The organism is Streptomyces sp. NPDC057565 (assembly GCF_042801455.1).
In the GTDB taxonomy this organism is placed as follows: Bacteria; Actinomycetota; Actinomycetes; order Streptomycetales; family Streptomycetaceae; genus Streptomyces; species Streptomyces yanii.
Window position 1 is genome coordinate 18,043 of record NZ_JBHVFU010000077.1, and the last position, 17,273, is coordinate 35,315.

15 protein-coding genes and 4 pseudogenes are annotated in these 17,273 nt (G+C 67.4%); 8 read left to right on the forward strand and 11 right to left on the reverse strand.

All coding sequences use genetic code 11. The features are described from left to right. The first annotated feature begins 54 nt into the window (after positions 1 to 54). Positions 55 to 468 (forward strand): DUF6086 family protein, encoded by a 414-nt coding sequence (locus ACFU8W_RS47025; RefSeq protein ID WP_384051880.1) that lies wholly within the window; start codon positions 55 to 57, stop codon positions 466 to 468. A 204-nt stretch (positions 469 to 672) separates the two neighbouring features. On the opposite strand, the gene ACFU8W_RS47030 is transcribed toward ACFU8W_RS47025, so the two are convergent. Next, a complete protein-coding gene (locus ACFU8W_RS47030; RefSeq protein ID WP_384051882.1) occupies positions 673 to 1,887 on the reverse strand; it encodes an IS110 family transposase in 1,215 nt (404 codons plus the stop codon). Between the two features lie 318 nt (positions 1,888 to 2,205). Between ACFU8W_RS47030 and ACFU8W_RS47035 the strand changes: the two genes are divergently transcribed. After that, entirely contained in the window at positions 2,206 to 3,240 is a 1,035-nt protein-coding gene (locus ACFU8W_RS47035) for an IS110 family transposase (RefSeq protein ID WP_384051884.1), read from the forward strand. 53 nt (positions 3,241 to 3,293) lie between these two features. On the opposite strand, the gene ACFU8W_RS47040 is transcribed toward ACFU8W_RS47035, so the two are convergent. From ACFU8W_RS47040 to ACFU8W_RS47055, 4 genes and pseudogenes are all read right to left on the reverse strand, one after another. Beyond that, positions 3,294 to 4,592, reverse strand: a complete 1,299-nt coding sequence (locus ACFU8W_RS47040; RefSeq protein ID WP_384051886.1) for a transposase — start codon at positions 4,590 to 4,592, stop codon at positions 3,294 to 3,296. Positions 4,593 to 4,811: 219 nt separating this feature from the next. Beyond that, positions 4,812 to 5,902 (reverse strand): annotated as a pseudogene (locus ACFU8W_RS47045) (integrase core domain-containing protein). A 311-nt stretch (positions 5,903 to 6,213) separates the two neighbouring features. Beyond that, entirely contained in the window at positions 6,214 to 7,059 is an 846-nt protein-coding gene (locus ACFU8W_RS47050) for a hypothetical protein (protein WP_384051888.1), read from the reverse strand. 441 nt (positions 7,060 to 7,500) lie between these two features. Further along, positions 7,501 to 8,697, reverse strand: coding sequence for a DUF3800 domain-containing protein (locus tag ACFU8W_RS47055; RefSeq protein ID WP_384051890.1), 1,197 nt, complete (start codon positions 8,695 to 8,697; stop codon positions 7,501 to 7,503). A gap of 88 nt (positions 8,698 to 8,785) precedes the next feature. On the opposite strand from ACFU8W_RS47055, the pseudogene ACFU8W_RS47060 reads away from it, so the two are divergent. The 3 genes and pseudogenes from ACFU8W_RS47060 to ACFU8W_RS47070 all read left to right on the forward strand — a co-directional run. Then, positions 8,786 to 8,956 (forward strand): annotated as a pseudogene (locus tag ACFU8W_RS47060) (IS5/IS1182 family transposase); the annotation flags it as partial. A 79-nt stretch (positions 8,957 to 9,035) separates the two neighbouring features. Next, complete coding sequence (locus tag ACFU8W_RS47065; protein ID WP_384051892.1) at positions 9,036 to 9,551, forward strand: hypothetical protein; 516 nt, start codon at positions 9,036 to 9,038, stop codon at positions 9,549 to 9,551. A 271-nt stretch (positions 9,552 to 9,822) separates the two neighbouring features. Beyond that, positions 9,823 to 10,332 carry an SUKH-4 family immunity protein gene (locus ACFU8W_RS47070; RefSeq protein ID WP_384051894.1) on the forward strand — a complete coding sequence of 170 codons (510 nt, stop codon included), beginning with the start codon at positions 9,823 to 9,825 and terminating at the stop codon, positions 10,330 to 10,332. Positions 10,333 to 10,356: 24 nt separating this feature from the next. Here ACFU8W_RS47070 and ACFU8W_RS47075 read toward each other — a convergent pair whose 3' ends face one another. The 3 genes and pseudogenes from ACFU8W_RS47075 to ACFU8W_RS47085 all read right to left on the reverse strand — a co-directional run bounded on the left by ACFU8W_RS47075 (position 10,357) and on the right by ACFU8W_RS47085 (position 11,239). Beyond that, entirely contained in the window at positions 10,357 to 10,956 is a 600-nt protein-coding gene (locus ACFU8W_RS47075; RefSeq protein ID WP_384051896.1) for a transposase, read from the reverse strand. Then, positions 10,881 to 11,051: pseudogene (locus tag ACFU8W_RS47080) on the reverse strand (winged helix-turn-helix domain-containing protein); the annotation flags it as partial. The pseudogene ACFU8W_RS47080 and the gene ACFU8W_RS47075, both read right to left, overlap by 76 nt. Further along, positions 11,042 to 11,239: a hypothetical protein gene (locus ACFU8W_RS47085; protein WP_384051898.1), complete on the reverse strand. Its 198-nt coding sequence runs from the start codon at positions 11,237 to 11,239 to the stop codon at positions 11,042 to 11,044. The pseudogene ACFU8W_RS47080 and the gene ACFU8W_RS47085, both read right to left, overlap by 10 nt. Positions 11,240 to 11,397: 158 nt before the next feature. Between ACFU8W_RS47085 and ACFU8W_RS47090 the strand changes: the two genes are divergently transcribed. Together ACFU8W_RS47090 and ACFU8W_RS47095 are read left to right on the forward strand one after the other, a co-directional pair. After that, positions 11,398 to 12,540, forward strand: a complete 1,143-nt coding sequence (locus tag ACFU8W_RS47090) for an exonuclease domain-containing protein (RefSeq protein ID WP_384051900.1) — start codon at positions 11,398 to 11,400, stop codon at positions 12,538 to 12,540. Positions 12,541 to 13,162: 622 nt separating this feature from the next. After that, positions 13,163 to 15,040 (forward strand): TerD family protein, encoded by a 1,878-nt coding sequence (locus ACFU8W_RS47095; protein WP_384051902.1) that lies wholly within the window; start codon positions 13,163 to 13,165, stop codon positions 15,038 to 15,040. 109 nt (positions 15,041 to 15,149) lie between these two features. Here ACFU8W_RS47095 and ACFU8W_RS47100 read toward each other — a convergent pair whose 3' ends face one another. After that, positions 15,150 to 15,677 carry a DUF6308 family protein gene (locus ACFU8W_RS47100; protein ID WP_384051904.1) on the reverse strand — a complete coding sequence of 176 codons (528 nt, stop codon included), beginning with the start codon at positions 15,675 to 15,677 and terminating at the stop codon, positions 15,150 to 15,152. Positions 15,678 to 15,744: 67 nt separating this feature from the next. On the opposite strand from ACFU8W_RS47100, the gene ACFU8W_RS47105 reads away from it, so the two are divergent. Beyond that, a complete protein-coding gene (locus tag ACFU8W_RS47105; RefSeq protein ID WP_384051906.1) occupies positions 15,745 to 16,491 on the forward strand; it encodes a vWA domain-containing protein in 747 nt (248 codons plus the stop codon). 131 nt (positions 16,492 to 16,622) lie between these two features. Here the strand turns inward: ACFU8W_RS47105 and ACFU8W_RS47110 are convergent, their stop codons facing one another. Together ACFU8W_RS47110 and ACFU8W_RS47115 are read right to left on the reverse strand one after the other, a co-directional pair. Then, positions 16,623 to 16,934 carry a VWA domain-containing protein gene (locus ACFU8W_RS47110; RefSeq protein ID WP_384051908.1) on the reverse strand — a complete coding sequence of 104 codons (312 nt, stop codon included), beginning with the start codon at positions 16,932 to 16,934 and terminating at the stop codon, positions 16,623 to 16,625. Then, a pseudogene (locus tag ACFU8W_RS47115) lies at positions 16,816 to 17,091 on the reverse strand (site-specific integrase); the annotation flags it as partial. The pseudogene ACFU8W_RS47115 and the gene ACFU8W_RS47110, both read right to left, overlap by 119 nt. Positions 17,092 to 17,273 lie beyond the last annotated feature (182 nt).

The following is a 17,273-nucleotide window of genomic DNA, read 5'->3' on the forward strand; positions in this document are numbered from 1 at the left end:
GGAGGGCTGACTGACCGTAATGTCGCCCCCCATGACCACCAGTGAGAGGCTGACGTGAGCCAGTACTACGACTTGGGCGACCAAACCCTGTGGAACCCGTCCAACGAGGCGTCCCGGCTGTTCATGAGCCAGGTCACCGTCTATCAAGCCGAATTGGGTCTGCCATCCGGCATCGGCCCCATGGAAGCTGACGAGTGTCAGATCGACCCCATCGCATTCGCAGCGTTCGTCGACGCCCTGCTCGCCTGGCATAGCAAAACCAGGCACGCCGTCATTACCACCCTGTCCGAAGGGTTCGTTGCCACGGTGCTGGCCTTGGCTGAGAAAGCGAACATCGAGGTGAACTGGCAGGCGGCCGAGCGCGCCGAGAGCGGCTATCTCAAGACGGCTTCGGATCCCCATGCAAAGGAGTGGACAGCCGCACTGCAGCAAAAGTCACGCGAGCTCACCCGACACATGGCGACCTGAGGCTCATCTACCAGCACCCGCGGCAGGCTCGCAACCGTTGCCCTACGTGTAGAGCAGGACACGCTTGCGGAGGAGATCGCAGCCGGCTCGGCCGAACATCTGGCGTTTGAGCATCTTGATCCGGTTGACGTGTCCTTCGACCACGCCGGAACTCCAGGGCAGGGTGAGGCCAGCGATGACGGCGTCCCGGGCTCCTATCGTTGGTCAAGCGGCAGCGAGCCACTCGCGGTAGGTGCTGGCGAAGGCGTCATCACGGCGAAGGCCTCGCTCGATGTTGGAGATGACGGCGGGCCAGACCCCGAAGTGGTTCGCGGCGGCGGTGAGCGTGATGTTCTTGGCCTGGCGGGCTGGCCTGAGGTCCGCGATCTCGGGGACCTCGACCGTCGTGGTCAGGAGACGGAAGACCTCACGTGCGATCGCGCGCTTGAGAAGCCGGAGGATCTCCTTCTTCGTCCGTCCGGCGTCGGTCTGTCGGGCAACGTAGTCACGGGTGCGCTGATCTCGGCGCATACGGACGAGCGCGATCCGGTGGAGGGCCGCGTTGGCCGCGCGGTCCCCGCCGCGGGAGAGCCGGTGCCGGTTGGTCTTGCCGCTGGAGGCCGGAACCGGGGCGACGCCGCACAAGGCGGCGAAGGACGCCTCCGTGCGCAAGCGGGCGGGATTGTCACCGGCCGTGATCAACAGCTGGGTCGCGGTGTCGGGCCCGATGCCGTAGGCGGCGCGCAGGCCAGGGTTGAGCCGCGTGACCAGGACGTCCAACTCCGAGGTCAGAGCCATGTGTTCGGAGGTCAGGCTCTGGACGCGCCGCGCGAGCGTGCGCAGAGCGGTCAGGACCGGACCGTGGATGGGATCGCTGCCGATGCGGAGCCGGACCAGGGCGGCGACGCGCATGTCGCCCCGCAGCACCTCGTACGTCGCGCGGATCCCGTCGGGTGCGCAGATCAGGATGTGTCCGATCTGGTTCAGTGCCGCGGTACGGGCCTTGATCGCGGATCGTGCCGCGTTGTGCAGAGCCCGGATCCCGGCGACGGCATCGCCCTTGGGGGCGCTGGTGGCCCGGCCGGACACGACCGCCCGAGCGGCGGCGTAGGCGTCGATCGGATCGGACTTGCCGATCCTGCGGCGCTCGGCCTTGTCCGGCCGGTTGACCTCGATCACGGTCAGGCCGGCCTCGCGGGCCGCTCGCGTGAACCCCGAGCCGTAGGAGGATGTGCCTTCCACCCCGACGGAGACGACAGTGCCATGAGCGGCCATGAACGCGATAGCAGCCGTGTATCCAGCGGCCGTTGTGGGGAACTCAGCGTCGGCGAGCTGCCCGCCGCGGTCAGTCACCACGGCGACGTGGATGGTGTCGGCGTGGGAGTCCACTCCGCCGATCACCACGTGTTCGACGTCGGCTTCGGTGTCCGTTCCTGTCATGCTGGAGATGCCTTCCTGACCGGAGGTGGCTCCGGCCGGGCGGGGCAGACAGGACAGTGATGGGGCCTTTGGCCAGGCTCCTGACTTGTTCAATTGAGCCCAGACGCTCGGTCTGCAGCCGTAGCGTCCAGGGTGTCGGTCGGCACGGGCCCGCAGTGCTCCTTGCCGCCCTCGGGCTGGCTCACTGATAGCGTGCCGCCGCCGGCCGACACCCGCGCGGTGTGGCTCGACAGAGGCATGAAGGTGACGCAGTGACTTCAAGTCAGGGTGCCCACCGCACTCCCGTTCCTGTCTGATCGAGTGCGAGGGCAGCAGCCTGTGATCCTGATCGGTGTCGATCCCCACAAGTCGTCCCACACCGCCGTCGCCGTTGACGCCGCGGGCCATCAGGTGGCCCATCGCCGGTTCGTCGTCAACGCCGGGACCTACCGCCAGCTGATGCGCTGGTGCGAGCGGTGGCCCGACCGTCGTTTCGCTGTCGAGGGTGCTGGCGGCCTGGGCCGCTCGCTCGCCCAACAGTTGGCCGCCGCGGGCGAGAACGTCGTCGACGTGCCCTCCACCCTGTCCGCCCGAGCCCGACTGCTGGCCACCGGAGGAGACCGCAAGACCGATGCCAAGGACGCTCTCCACGTTGCCCAGGTCGCCCTCTTCCGCCACGACCTGCGACCCGTGGTCCAGGAAGACCAGACCACGATCCTGCGGCTGCTGACCGAACGGCGCGACGACCTGGTCCACGAGCGCACCCGCGTTCTCAACCGAATGCACGCCGTTCTGCGTGATCTGCTGCCCGGCGGTGCCCCCACGGGGTTGTCGGCAGACAAGGCTGCCGCTCTGATGAAGGGCATCCGGCCAGTCACGGCCACCGACAACTGCCGCCGAGACATAGCCCGTGACCTGCTGGCCGACCTCCGCCGTCTGGACCGGCAGGTCAAGGACAACGAGGCCGAGATGCGCGAGGCTGTCGCGGCCACCCGCACCACGCTGACCGTCCTGCCGGGCCTGGGCACCGTGCTGGCCGCGAAGGTCATCGGCCACATCGGGGACATCAGCCGTTTCCCCACCGAGCACCACTTCGCCAGCTACACCGGAAGCGCGCCTCTGGACGCCTCCAGCGGCAACAACGTCCGACACCGACTCAACACCGGCGGCAACCGCGCACTGAACTCGGTCCTGCACACGATCGCCGTCTGCCAGATCCGTGACGGCGGGCGCGGACAGGACTACTACCTGCGCAAGATCGCGGAGGGCAAGACGCCTGCAGAGGCTCGAAGGGCCCTGAAACGGCGTCTGTCCAATGTGGTCTACCGGATCATGAAACGTGATCAACGGCCCCACCTCGTTCAGGCCGCTTGACACACAGAGGCGCTATAAGGTCATGATCCCTCGTGTTTCGCAGTGTTGAGTGATCATGTTCCGGCGGCGGCCCAGGCTGTGAGGACGGCCTGGATTTCTTCGGGTCTTGCCTGGTGGGGGTGTGGGTCGCGAAAACGGTGGGCGATGATGGTGCGGCGGAGTTTCGCGGTCATGTCCTCGAACGAGGGCTGGGTCTTGGTGGTGTACCAGCGGGCCCTGGCGCGGTGCTCCTCGGTGTCGGCGGGTTGGTGGCCGACCAGCGCGTACCAGGCGGTGACCACGGTGTAGGCGAGCAGGCCGAAGGGGACGGTGCGTTCGACCGCGAGGCGGGTGCGGTTGCGGGCCTCGCCGACGCCGAGGGTCTGTCGGGCGTCGTAGAAGGTGGTCTCGATCGTCCAGCGGGACGCGTAGCGTTCCACGATCTTTTCGGCTGGCGTGGTGAGGTCGGTGGTGACCAGGGCGGCGCCGTAGCCGCGGTCCAGGCTGGTGCCGGGGCCGCAGTTGCTGTCCCACACCAGCACGACCCGGACCGGTTGGGTGTGGAAGGAGCCGTACCACAGGCAGGTCCGCTCGGCGAGGAACACGGTGTCGGTGCGTCCATAGCGGCGGACCTTGGTTCGGTGCCAGTCCAGCAGTTGGGAGAGGTCGGTGGGTGTGCCCAGGCGTGGGCCCCGGGTGCGCGGGCGTCCCTTCTTGCCCGTGCGCGGGGGCGGGAGTTCGTGCAGCACGGAGGTGACCTTCAGGCGGCTGGTCCAGGTGATCCGCGGGTCCAGGCCGCGCAGGTGCTCGCCGACGTAGGCGGCATCCCCGACGGTGTGCACGATGCGGTCGGGGAAGTGGGCGGCGAGCAGTTCGATCATCTCGCGGGCCAGGGCGATCTTCCCGGTGTGCCGGGGGCGCCACAGGCGGGCCAGGACCGGCAGGCACACCGGCCTGGTCAGGAACGGCACGGTTACCACGATCCCGGCGACGACCCAACAGTTGCCGAAGCCGGCCGGGCGCGGCCCCTTCGCGGCACCGTCGTGCTGCCAGGCAGCACCGAAGACCGTGCGGCCGGACCGCTTGAACAGGGTGTCGTCAACCGCGACCTGCAGCGGTGCACCGTCCGGGAGAAGGCGTGACACGACCAGCGTGGCCAGGGCCAGGCCGACGTCGTCGGCCGACCAGCGGGCGGTGGAGAACAGTCGGTGGCACCGGGCGTGGTGCCACACCTGCTCCAACCCCGTGCCCAGCAGCATCCCGCACACGGTGCGGCGGCGGGTCTGCGCGATCAGCCCGGTCAGCAGAACGCTGAACGTGCGGAACGTCGGAGCGGTGAAGCAGGAACGGCAGACAGCCAGGAAAGCGAACAAGGACGGCGGTATCGTGCCCACTGGAAGCATCGGCGGATCACTCTCAACAGGGTGAAACAGACACTGCCGATGCTTCTGTCTGCCCGTCACACCCCATGAGAGGTACGGCCTCTCACCACCCGATCGAGCGCATCATCACACACCGGTTCACCGACCCAGTGATCCAAAAAGTGCGAAACACGAGTGATCCTGCGGGTGCCGATAAATCATCCGGCCTGGTCAAGCGGCATGTCGGTACTCATGAAGGGTTCCGCTGAGTCGGTCTCGTCGGCCGACCTCCAGGTACCTGATCTGTGCTGACACGCTGATCGGTTCGGGTAGCGGGCGGAGCGGTGCTGCTTGGCCCAGGGCTCGGTGCGGCCGATGGCGGTTGTAGAAGGTCTCGAACTCGCGAAGCGCATGCAGGAGGTGCCTCTGGTTCCAGATCAAGGTGCGGTCCAGGAGCTCCCTGCGGCAGGTCTGAATCCAGCGCTCCACGACGGAGTTCATTCGGGGTATCTGGATGCCGGTGGTGACGACTGTCAGTCCGGCGTCGGCCAGCAGGGCGTCGAAGGACTCGTGCACTTCGAGTCGCGGTCACGAATGAGGAATCGGGCCTGGCTGCCCACGTCCTCGAGGTCCATGAGGAGATTGCGTCCGAGCTGCACGACCCAGTCCGCGGTGGGGTGCGCGGTGGCGCCCAGGATCCGGACGCGCCGGGTGGAGTACTCGATGACGGCGAAAACGTACAGACGCGCCCCGGTGAGGGTTCGGGTGTCGAAGAAGTCGCAGGCGAGCAGCGCGTCGGCCTGGCTGCGCAGGAAGTCGGCCCAGCTCGTGCTCTGCCGTTCGGGCGCGGGTGGGATGCCGTGCTCACGGAGGATCTCCCAGACGGTGGAGGCGGCGACCTTGATGCCCAGCGCCGCGAGTTCGCCGTGGATCCGGCGATAGCCCCACGAGGAATTCTCGTGAGCCAGGCGCAGGATCAGAGCGCGGATCGACGGGACCGTGGGTGGGCGTCCGCGCCGCTTCGGTACGCAGGTGGCGGCATGTCGTCGCTCGAGCAGGTTGCGATGCCACCGCATGATCGTGTCCGGGTGTACCAGCAGCAGGAGCTGGTGCAGCTTCTGCCTCGGGAGGTGGCGGAGCAGGCCGGCGAGGACAGCGCGGTCGGTGTCCGTGAACGTGGGCTTGCCGACCTGGCGTTGCAGGACGAGCAGTTGGTGCCGAAGTGTAAGGATCTCGATGTCTTTGTCCCGGTCGCTCATCGGCAGCAGGCGCAGGAGCGAGAAGGTTTTGGTCGCGGCGAGGTAGGCCAGGCGCAGCAGCACGAGATCATGATGTCGTCCGCGTCTGTGCACGTGAAGACATCGGAGCGGTCCGCGAGCGAGACCTGAGGGGTCAGTCGATCAAGGCCTCCACCTGGGTGGATGATTTATCGGCACCCGCAGGGCCGCACGGGCACGGAACACCGCGAGGGTGGCCGGTGCGGATGCTCGTCATGCTGGGATGCGCTGATCGCGCGGCTCGCGAAGGAGGCGCGGGGAAGAGAGGCTCCAGCCTGCAGCACCGGTGCCGGGACGTTCTCGTTCTCTGACCTGTTCGGCGGCGCAGCCCCGCAACAGCGCCCCTGACCTCTGGTTCAGGCGCGGGCGGCAGGTGTGATGTGCAGGGCGTTCAGGGGCTGCCGGGCCGTCGCGGGCAGGACTTCGAACCACGCCTGGCCATCGCCCAGATAGCGGTCCGCGGCTCTCCAGTAGCGCCAGCCCAGGTCGACGAAACACTCGATGGTCTCATCCGTCGCCCCATGGGCCAGATACTGGCGGTGTACCTCGAGGCGGTCCAAGGCCTGGCCGGTGTTCTCCAGGTGGGCGAGCGCAGCGGCGGCGGCGCGGCGCAGTGGGCTGTTCGGGGCCCAGCGATCGTCCATATGCTCCGCTGCGGTGGTCGACCGCGGCTGTGCGTCGGGCAGGGGGAACACGGCCACGGTGGCTCTGCCCTCTGTGCACCAGCGGTGCAGGTCGATGCGTACCGGACGCGGGAGCAGGTCAGCGATCGTCTCGTAGGCGGGCAGGACGTGGTCCCGGGGTGCGCGGCCAGCGGCCGGATCGGGCGTGATCGCGGCCAGGCGCTGTCGAGCGAGAGTGACCGGCTCGTCGTACCGCCACAACAGGAGCATTTCGATGCCTTCGCCCTCCAGGGCCCGGCGTTCCTGGAACTGGAAGCTGACACCGCGACGCCCGCCGCGCAGGGCCCGACGCATGGGGGTGTAGCCGTCGCGGCCGCTGAACAGGGCGTCGAGGGATTGCTGGGTCCAGCGCTCGTCGGTGGTGTGGTCCACCACCACGTCGATGTCGCCGACCTCCAGGGCTCCGCGGATGTAGGAGCCGAAGAGGCGAATCTCTGTGACCAGGTTCAGTGGCCAGGTGTTCTGTTCCAGCCGGTCGAGCATCTCGTTCAGGATTGCGGTCGCCCGCTCACGCTTCATCCGAATGGCTCCCTGTTCATGACGTGACCGGTGCGGCCGCGGAGAGCAAAGACCCTAGCCCCCGTCACTGACAGCGACAGCTCTTTTCCCACTGCGAGCCTGGCCGGAAACAGTGTGTGCTGCACCCCGCGGCACAGCTGCCCGGCTGGAGATGACGAGCCTTGTGACAGCTCGCTCAGGCAAATAAGGCACCTGTCCGCTCCGCATCCGACCGCCCTCCATCTTCTCAGCAGTGCCGGACACTGCGTTCGCCGTTGGTCACGTTCCGGGGGAGGCAGTCTTGCGGCTGACACTCTGCCACCCACGCCGAAGAACACATTCCGACAGCGAGTTCGCTCCCGGGCGACGTGGCACATGGATTGCCTACGGGAGATCCGGCTTCTCACGCCACGCCGGTCAGCTCGCCCGGATCACGCCGACCGGTTCCCGACACCGTCGGCGTCAGTGGCGTTTCGCACGGGCGGAGTCGATCCGTGCGAAATCCTCAGGTCCTTCGTCCATGAGCATTCCCTGGGGATCCACCAGCGGTGCCACCACCGGGTGAAGGTCGTCTCCGGCGGGCTCGTCCTCGCCGTCATGCCACCGCGCAACCACCCGGCCTGCGCCCGCCACCAGGTCAGCGAGTTGGAGGGAGGGGTGGTCCACCGAGCGGCCACGGACCAGATCCTGGAGGTGGTTTCCCTTGATGAGGCCGTGGACCAGGCCTACGGCCGTGGCCCCGCGTTCCAGGACGTCGAGTTTGTCGTCGGTCAGCAGCCGCTGGTCGTCCGCGAGGACCTGGAGCTTGCCGCCGTAGCGTATCGACGCGTGGAGAATGACTGTGGGCACGGCGGTGACGAGGGGGTCCGTGGTGTCGTCCAGAAGGGCGTGCTCTCCGGTCGGTGTGGCCCCGGTCGGACGTTCACGGGCGAACTCCTCGGCTTCTGGGCGGGTCTTGCGCAGCATGTCCAGGACCTCTGCTGCTTTCTTCGCCTGGGGGGCTCTGCGGCGGCGGGCGTAGGCGTACGATTCCCGGATGACGGCGTAGAGGTCGTCGACCGTGACGTGGTCGCCCTTGCGGTTCTTCTTGGAGAAGAAGCCCACGGCGGTGGCGATGAGCCGGTCGAAGCCATCACGGCCCAATGCCCGGGGCCCTTCGGTGGCCAGGTCCAGGGCGAATTGCCGGCCCACACCGTTGCTGACGATGTCGTAGCCCATGGCGTTGAACCGCTCCTCCAGCAGGAGGTCGACGAGTTTGGCCGCGACGAAGTAGTGCTTGTCGATCACATATACCGAGGCGCGGTCGTGCAGGGGGCCGCCGGGTGCCAGCAGTTTGCCCAGGAGCCGGCGGCGCTGGCCAGCTCCCCTGCCGGTGAACATCTTTTGGAACTTCACCTCTGTCGCGGACTTCTGGATCCCTGCCTCGCGTCGCAGCGTGTCCACAATCCCGGAGGCTTCGGCGTCGTCGATGGCCACCGAGCCCAGGATCATGTAGCGGTCGCCGCCGTGGAGTTGATCGCCGTGGTAGCCGGACTCGTCGATGGTGATCCACCGGCCGGCGTCGGCACGATCGTCGGTGGGTGCCTGGCGGTTGCGGCGGCTGAAGTTCGCTCCGAGCAGTCCTGTGCCGGCGTTCGGCGCGTGGTCACGTTCGATCATGTCGACATACTCGACGTACGGATCCTTGTGGACAAGTAGCGGCGCATGCTCCGCCTGCCGTCAGTGCACTGGCCTGCGCAGGTCGGCTTCTTCCGGGTGGTCGGCGGTACACGCAAAGATCCGAGCCCTCGTCGAGCAGGTCATGGCAACCCTGAAGACCTGGCGGCTCCTGCGCAAGATCCGCTGCTCGACGACCCGCATCACCAACCTTGTCCAGGCCGTCCTCACCCTGCACCACACCAGCTCGATCACAAGTTGAAGACGGACCCGCAGGAGCTCACAGCCATGGAAGACTGAGGCGTATGCGAAGGTGGAACGCACGAGGAGCAGCATTCTGGGTGGGCCCGTTGGTGTTGCTGGCCGTCGGCTGCTCGACTTCGACCTCACCCCAGCCGGATTTGCCATCCTCCTCGGCAAGTTGGCGGGACGCTTCTGACACGACGAATGCGGCCTGCCCCGACACTGCGCCGGTCCCTTCTGACTTCGTACCCGTCGCCGTGCATGACTTCGACAAGAAGAGCGAATGGTATGGCACTGATGACCTATGGGTGGCCAAACCCCGCCTTCTGGATCTCACGGACGAACGCGAAGAGAGGTACCGCACGAAGTACGCGTCGATAACGCTCGATGCTCAGGGGCGGGCGACTGACCAGAAGGGCGCCCCGCACGTCGACGTCGAACGACTGAACGGATCCGGCTCCGCGCGCGGCAGTACCGGTGGATTTGCCACCGCCGACGGCGACCGGCAGTGGTGGCCGACGGTCATCAACTTCCCCGAGCCCGGCTGTTGGCAAGTGACCGAAATACTTGGCTCCACCGAAGTCCGATTCACCGTGCATGTCGCAGCACGCTGAGCGCGTCCGTGCTCAGGATCGGGGTGCCTGACGGACCGCCCGGGGGACGCCTCGTGTCGACTACGGGCGCTGTCCAAGCCCGCACACGTCCCCCTGTCCTGTCCCACTGCGTCCGGCGTGTGGTGGGCTGCTGACCTGCGCGAAAGCCAGGTCGTTTGCGACCGCTACTGCACTTGATTGGGTGATGTCGGGAAGAGTCGCCCGACAGGAGTCGCTCGTCTCGCGGGCCTGCGGGTGTTGCCGGGGCAGTCCTTCGGGAGAAGATCTCCCCGTGAGTCAGCCCCTGCCGCAGTTGCCGAAGCCCGAGCTCGTCTTGGTCCGCGTCGAGGCTCCGCCCGAGGCGCCCGCCCAGATCGCTATCGACCTCGGTGAGACCGGCATCCCGGCCGGGTTGATCGGATACGAGTACCGGCCGCTGAGCGAGCCGGTGTTCCTCGGGGAGATCGGCAAGCGGGGGCTGGTCGCCATCGCGACGAGTGGCCTGTTCGGACGCATCGCCGTCGACGTTGCCACTCGTCACATGGTGCAGATCCCCACGATCGATTCAGCGAGGGCCCGTCACGTCAACAGCGATCTTGGCTCCTTCAACCGATGCGTGGCTGCGGTGATCGAGCGCTTCCCGTTCTATGTGGACGGCGACGAGGGCAGGTACGAGGAGGTAGCGGAAGAGCTTCGCGATCTCATCTCTGGCATCGACGAGACCGCTTTCGCGGACAACGGGTTCTGGGAGACGTTCTGCGACGACGTGGTGATCGGGGACTATGCGGACTGGGATGCGTGATCCAGCGGCGAACTCGGCCTCGGGTCAGCCGTCCATGATCAGGTCGGTGCCGGCAAGGCAGCCGTCGACAAGGTCCGGGCGATACTGGATCTGCTTGAGCTTGCGCTTGACGGCGCGGGTGATCTGGCCGAGGTCGGCTGCGGCAAGGTTGCCGATGTCGCGCTTGACCAGCGACCAGATGCCCTCCTGCGGGTTCAAGTCAGGCGAGTAACTTGGTAGTTGGAAGACGGTGAGCCAGTCGGCGTGGTCGGCGATGAACTCGCGCATCGGCTCGACCAGGTGCCTACGCACGTTGTCCCACACGAGCACGATCGGGCCGCCGAGCTGGATGTGCGCCCTGACCAGCAGGTCCCGCAGGTCGCGCCAGCCGATCCCCTTCGGCTCGCCCTTGCGGCCCCGGTACTCCCGGACCGAGTAGAATATCCGCGCCCGCTTCCCGGGCCTGTAGCAGGTCAGCCCGGCCATAGACACCCAGCCCGAGCCCCGACCGCGCACCCGGACCACCGGCGTGCAGCCCCTGCGTCCCCAGCTCCTCGCGCGCGGCGGCGTCAACGACAGCCCGGCTTCGTCCTCGAAGACGATCCAGCCACCGTACGCCGCCGCGGTCCTCTTACCAACGGCCATGTCTACTTCTTCCAGACCTCGACCGCCGCGTCGTCGCGTTCGATCGCCCGCCGGGCTGGTTGCTGCCAAGACCAGCCGTGTCGCCTCAGCAGCCGTCAGGTGCCCTCCGGATGGCCTTGGCGGTCTCGCGGCGTCGGGCTGTGGGGCCTTTGAGGGGAAGGAGGGACGACAGCGCCGCCGCAGGATCGTCCTGCTGGGCAAGGCTGTCGTCCGCCGGCACAGTGAGCCCGGTCAGCAGGTCGCGCTGCTCCGGTGCCGGCTGAATTTGGTGGATGCGTTCCATAGCCTGGTCGACGATGCGGGTCGCAGCCTCACGGACTTGCTCGTCGGGATGTTCGACGAAGTGGTCCCCGCTGTTAGGGACGGTCCGCTCGCAGGAATAGGCAGCCCACCGGGGAACTTGAAACGGTTGATCACGAGTCTCAAGCCCGAGGAGATGTTGTGCCCACGCCCAACCGTCAGCCTGATGTCCTGATACAGGAGTTGCTCGAGGCCCTCCCCCAGCAGTGGGGCTACAGCCCCGACTACACCCCCGCGGACCCATCGGCCGAGTGGTACGAGCTGGACATGCGTGAACGGGCCAGGGACACGCGCCCCCAGGCCGTGCATCTGCGGCCCGGTGAAAAGATCGTCCACGACTGGCGCCTGGCATTCTCCCGCGATCAGGACGGTCGCAGCATCGACGGCGCGATCATAGGGGTCTTGCGAAGTCCCGGCGGCGCGCGCCAGCTCTTCGTCCACTACCGCAACGTGGACGCCGGCCCTGCGGGCCTGTTCCGTCGCTGGGCGGAACACGCCCCGGCTCATGGGATCGCTCACTGGCTTCAGCAAACCGCCAGGGCCACCGACATCGAACTGATCGAACGTGCTCTGACAGAGGAACGCAAGGATCCCTCACTGGGGAAGAACTGGTTCCCCGGGCCCTCCGTGCTCGTGCTTGACACCGAAACCACCGGCCTGTCCACCGATCAAAACCGCGTCGTCGAAGTAGCGTGGCTGCTGGCCGACCACGCCCCGCGACAGTGGCGCAGCCACCTGATCAACCCTGGGCTCCCCATGCCCGCCGACACCTACACGGTCAACGGCATCGACGACTCCCTGGTGCACGCCGAGGGCAGCGATCCTGCGAAGACACTCGACGACACCCTGGACGCGATCGCAGAGCACCTGCGTGACGGTGCGGTGCTGGTGGTGGCGAACACTGAATTCGACCTGCCGTTGCTGGATGCTGAATGCCGACGTTACAGCCTCCGCCCGCTCGCCGCCCGCGTCGGAGTGGAACATCTAAAGGCGGTTGACCCGATACGCCTCCACCAGAAACTGTTCGGCGCCCGCAAGGGCCACAGCACCCTCCCCGCGCTGGCCGAACGATATGTTCCCGGTGGTGCGCTTGGCTCGCACACGGCGCTTGGCGACTGCCACGCTACCTTTCATGTCCTAGCCGCTCTACTGCGTCAAGAGGGGGAGAAGATCGCGCGTCGCTCCATCCTGGACGACACCCACCGGCGCACGACTGGTGCACAAGCCCCTGAATCCCGGCCGCGCCCCGCCCTGCATGACCTGTTGGCGCTCAGTAGCTACTGAGCGCATCCGGCCTCCGCCGCTGCCAACCACTTCCGGGAAGAGCGCCCCCTCCGACTCCAACGTCCGCGCCGGTCTGAACCACTGGTCCGGGTCGCGGCCCCTGCACACGCCAGCGTATCCCGTCGGGAGGGTCGAAGGGATGCCGGTTGGCCGCCTTGACCAGCAGTTTGTCGATGCTGTCGGCGCGGGCGAAGCGGCGCACGGTGGAGTGGTCCAGCCGCAGCTCCCGGCCGATCGCACGCCACAGGTGCCACCCGTCAGCGACCTGGATCGCCTGCGGGGCGCCGGTCCTGGCGGCAGCTTGTCGGAGAGCTCCACTCGGTGCATCCCGGCCCTCATCGTTCGCGGTCTGCGGATCCTACGTCCGAGCAGGCCATCCCGGCCCCCAGTGTGCACGGTCCGTCCCGAGGGGGACTGCGCAAGCGGGTTCGCCCGGGACCTGGTTCCATGGCCCAGCCGGCGGCGCGGACAACAGCGGTAAAGGCGATCCTGTCCCGTCGAGTTCGAGAGCAGTGAGGACGGTCAGGGTGCGCTGCCGTTCGTTGAGGCTGGCTCTGTGGCGTTCCCAGTCGGTGCGGGCGGGTTCGGTGGCAGACTCCTTGAGGAGAGAAGGAGTTGCGCCATGGGGTTTGGCTTCCGGGTCGGTGTGCCGGGAATGAGTGTGCGGGTCTCCACACGAGGTGTGCGTACGTCGGTCGGTCCCCGCGCGGCACGCATCAGCGTCGGCAGCGGCGGAACCCGCGTCTCGTCCGGTCTCGGCCCCTTCTACGCCTCGAGCTCGCTGCGCGGCGGAGGCAGCCGCCGCGGGACGAGCACCCTCCGCACGGCCTCGCGCCCCAGGTCCGTGGCGCCTTCGGCGGCGCAGCTCGACCGGGCACGTCGGCAGGCGGAGCGGGCACAGCAGGATGCCCAGCGGGACGCAGCTATTGCCCAGTTGACGGAGCTTCGTCGGCAGATGACCAGCGTGCATCTGCAGTCCTTCCCGATGGCGCGCCAGCCCGTCGTGCCTGGGCCTCCCCCGCTGGGCCTGCCCTGGGCGCAGGCCGAGGCTCAGGCGTTTCATCTGCAGGGAGTGGGCCGTTTCGCCCGCGCCGAACGCAGCGCGGCCAAGTCCCGTGCGGCCTTGGATGCGCCGTCCTTCCTGTCCGCCGAACAGGCACGTCTGCATGCCGCGCACGCATCGCTGTGCGCCGAGGCGGAACACTGGTGGCAGGCGCTCGCGGCGAACGATGAGGAGACCGTCTGCGAGGCGGTGAACACCGCATTCTCCGACAATCCGGCTGCTGGGTGCGCGGTCGGTGTCGACGGTTCGGTGCTGTCGGTCGTCATGCGCCAGCAGGATCTCGATGCGATGCCCACCCAGACTCCGGGCCTCACGCCCAGCGGGCGCCCCACCCTGAAGAACCTCACCAAACGAGACCGGACCCTGTGGTGGCTCACCTCCATGGGCTCCAACATCATCGCCACCCTCAAGGAAGGATTCGCCACCGCACCCGGCATCACTGCCATCGATCTCGCTGTTCTCACCCGCCTCCCTGACACCCAGCTCCTCGGCTTCGTAGCCTACGGGCGCTGGACCCGCCAGGCCGTCGAGTCGGCACCCTGGCACGAATCCGAGGACGCCCTGCGGTTCCTGGACATCGGGCAGGACGTGGCGTGTTCGGTCACCACGACGGCCTCCGGAACCTTCTCCAGCACGATCAAGGCGCTCGACACCAGCCGCACTGCCGGACTCCAGGACCTCCTCGACCACGCCCAAGAGGACGCGGACACACCGGAACCTTCCCTGGCCGACCTGGACATCGGCCTCGGTGCCAACAGCACGCCAGGTGCTCGTACGCCGGCCACCGGATCTGATCCGTACCGGATCCGTACCTTCGCGGAATGGCAGAGCGACACGGCGACTTCACCGGTCTCGCCCCATCCTCCGAACCCGGTCCCGCAACCGCACCGCAAGCCGCCCACGTCTCTCGTCCCCGGCCAGACAGTGGTGCTGCCGGAAGAGGCTTGGCAAGGAATGCTGATCGCGTTCACCTTCGCCGGAGCGGACGCCGACCTGACTCTCTTCCTTACCGGCGCGGACGGCCGCGTGTCCGACGACCAGGACTTCGTCTTCTACAACCAGCCCTCTGCCGCCAACGGCGCGGCCCGCCTCCTGGGCAAGCAGGACGAGGGCCCTCACGTCACCGAGAAGGCCGCCGTACACCTCACCGCCCTGCCCGAGCACGTCCAACGCGTCGTCGTCTCCATCAACATGGACGTGGACACCGGCCTGACCTGCGCCGCCCTCACCCACGCAGCGCTCTACATGGACTGCGCCACCGGCGCCGCCTGGACATTCCAACCCCCAGCAGATCCCCACATCCGCGCCATGGTCATCGCCGAGCTCTACCGCCACCACACAGACGGCCAACCCATCTGGAAACTACGGGCCATCGGGCAAGGCTGGGCCGACGGCCTCGACGGACTCGCCCGCGCACACGGAGTCGACATCGAGTAACCAACCCCGCTCGACCGTCGGGACGCCCGAAGCCGTCCTCCCCGACGCCCAAGCGAAGGATCGACGACACAAGGTAGGTCCTCACCGCGCCACCACTCCCCTGGCGAGATCACTCCCAGGCGCAGCCAGCGTCTTGGTGATCGGTGTGATGCCGCATCCAGACCACGACGTCGCAGACCCGCAGCACGCTGACCGTTTCGGGTAGTCCGGCAGCCTGCCGCAGGGTCAGCAGCTCGCGCTGGAGGGCGTAGTCGTCGGCGCGTAGGGCGCTGTGCAGGGCGTGCCAGAAGGAGCGTGGTCGGCCGACGGCGCAGCGTACGACGCGGTCGTAGACGGGCAGTAGTCGGGGTCGTTTGCGGGCGAGGAGTTTGTCGGCGGTGACCCATCCGATGCCTGGCTGGTCACAGAGTAGGTGCCACGCTTTGTGTGCCGGTGAACCTGGAGCCAGGTCGGCTTCCGTGGCGTCGGCCATGTCCATGTCCCGGGGAATGGCACGAAGCAGTGTGGAAAGTTGTGTCCCGGCGTGGCCTTCCAGAAGATCCAGTGCGGCAGCCGTGGGAACGGTGACCGACAGGGTTTGCACTGCGATGAGGTCCTCAGCAGGCAGGTCGACAGGCAGTACTCGGAGCCACTTCATCTCTTTCGCATCGGTCGCATTGGGTAAACGCTGCTTCTGGTCAGCAGCGAGGCGTCACCATGAGGGGATGACCGCGACGAACGGCATACAGCGAGCACCAGCTATCAGCCTGTCCAAGGTGCAAGAGCGTGCGCCCGACCTGGTCAGCCTGTACAAGGTCGCGGGCGACAGTATCCGCGGGCATGGGCTGGAGGGCGTACGGGCCGCGGTGTACCTCGTGCTGGACCGGTCCGGGTCGATGCGGCCCTACTACCAAAACGGGACCATGCAGCATCTGGCCGAACAGGTCCTGTCGCTGTCGGCTCATCTCGACGACGACGGGATCGTGCCGGTGGTGTTCTTCTCCACGGATGTCGACGGGTCCACTGACCTGACGCTCGGCGGGCACCGCGGCCGCATCAACAAGCTGCACGAGAACCTCGGTCATATGGGGCGCACGAACTACCACTGGGCCATGGACGAGGTCATCGACCACTACATGGAGTCCGGCAGCCGCTCGCCCGCCCTGGTCATCTTCCAGACCGACGGCGGGCCCACCAGCAAGCTCGCCGCCGAACGCTACCTATGCAAAGCAGCACGGCTCCCCCTGTTCTGGCAGTTCGTTGGCTTCGGCGACCCCAGCAGCAACGAGTTCGCGTTCTTGCGGAGGCTGGATACCCTCGCCGTACCAGCCAGCCGCGTCGTCGACAACGCCGGCTTCTTCCACGCCGGCCGCACCCCGAAGACCACCGGCGACCACCAGCTCTTCAACCGGCTGCTCCACGAATTCCCCGACTGGCTGGATGCCGCCCACACCGCCCACATCGTGCAGTGAAGCCTCAGGACGGCGCCAGCGCCCGTACCGGCTGGCCTCTGTTCACAGGCACACCAAAGAACCCGTTAACGCGATTCGCCCGTCCGGCAGGAGGCAACCAGCCCCGACGACGGTGCGCCCCCGAGAGCGGCTTACGGGTTCATCCAGCGACCGAACGCGTCGACCAGGCCCGCGTAGAACCTGTCGCCTGGGACAGATCCCGGATTCTTGCTCGCGTAGTAGAAGGCGACGTTGGTGAAGGTGGCCGAGGAAAAGGCGTTCAGGTTCTTGTAGAAGGCCAGCTTGCCGCGGCCGAAGCCGACGAACAGCCAGAAGACTCCAAGGGTGGCGGTACTCGTGCAGGTCCCAGCCCGTACCCACCCCGCGTACGGCGGTGTGCTGGTCGAGCAGGGCGCGGGCCTGCCCGTACGACAGCCGAGCCAGCCCGGTGTCAGGGCACACATCGCGCAGCGAAACGACCTTGCCGGGCCCGGGGCGGCGGTGGGTGCCGTAGACCGGGCCACGGGTGCGCCCGCGCAGCAGGCGGGGCAGCAGGCGCGTTGAGACGCCATCCGCTCCAAGCCCCCGCACCCGTCGTCGCCCGGGCCCTCGGCTACCACGACAAGACCGCCAGCCATCTCGTCACCGAGGCTGGCGGAACCTGGAACCGATACACTGCCGGCGACCACACGCGGTAAGCCGGGCGGCGGCCGTCGGTCAGGGGGCCTGGACGGGCGCCATAAGGTCGGTCTCGCGAGCGGGCGCGACCCGGGCGAGCCAGTCGGCTGCCTCCTGTCGGGATA